Annotated in this window: 3 protein-coding genes; all 3 read left to right on the forward strand. The window is 64.6% G+C overall.

Going from position 1 to position 834, the window contains the following annotated elements; translation table 11 throughout:
* A partial coding sequence (locus tag RHBS_RS28125) for an MspA family porin (RefSeq protein ID WP_187298681.1) occupies positions 1-114 on the forward strand: 114 nt, incomplete at its 5' end.
* A gap of 205 nt (positions 115-319) precedes the next feature.
* A complete protein-coding gene (locus RHBS_RS28130) occupies positions 320-604 on the forward strand; it encodes a hypothetical protein (protein WP_237669878.1) in 285 nt (94 codons plus the stop codon).
* A partial coding sequence (locus tag RHBS_RS28135; protein ID WP_374700688.1) for a hypothetical protein occupies positions 601-834 on the forward strand: 234 nt, incomplete at its 3' end. The genes RHBS_RS28130 and RHBS_RS28135, both read left to right, overlap by 4 nt.

The raw sequence follows: 834 nt of genomic DNA on the forward strand, positions 1-834 counted from the left end.
AAGGTCGATGCGTGCATGGGACCGGTCACGATCCGCACCTACGCGCAGTTCGCGGTGTCGACGTCGACCTCGGACAACAGTGTGTTCGTGTATTCCGACCCCACTTGGCTCTGACACAGCCCTGCGGCCCGGTCGACTATCTGACTCCGGCCACGGACAGTGATCGTTCGATTGACACCCACCGTGTTCGTCGACCGAGAAGTTCGACCCCACCGTGTTCGGTCCGGAAGCTCCATCTGCTCCCGCCGCCCACCCCGGTAGACAAGCACCGCGTGTCCCGCATGCCGGTTGGCGGGGAAAGGAATTGAGGACTACTTCGATGACCACTTCACCGGTCGACCCGATGACCCCACCGACCCGCCACGTCGGCGCAGCACGCAACGAAACCTCGACAGCGGTCATCGCGACACTGTTCGGGCTCGGGTTGCTTGTTGTGGCGTTCGCGGTGATCGGACGCCTCGCCGGGTGGGCTGACGAGCACGGGACGATCCTGGTGTATCTGGCGTTCTTTGTGTGGATGTCGATCGCTGGGCGGGTGTTCTGGTGGGGCACCGACAGAGTGGTTGCCACGGTCCGGAAGCCGGCGGCCCAGGACCACCGATGAGGCCGGAACCGATATCGGAACCGACTGCGGCATCGAGGAAGCCGACGCTACGCAGGTCGGTGGCGGGAGTCCTCGCTGTCGGGGCATTGTTGGCCGGGACCGCCGGTGTGATCGGTGCCGCGATCGTGCTCGCAGCAGGGCCGGCGTATGCGACACCGGAAGAGGATTGTGCGGCGGTGCGGGCGCGTGATCATCAGATCTATCTGAACCTGATCGCCTCTCTACCTCCG

Origin of the sequence: Rhodococcus sp. BS-15 (assembly GCF_000813105.1) — a bacterium.
GTDB lineage: Bacteria > Actinomycetota > Actinomycetes > Mycobacteriales > Mycobacteriaceae > Rhodococcoides.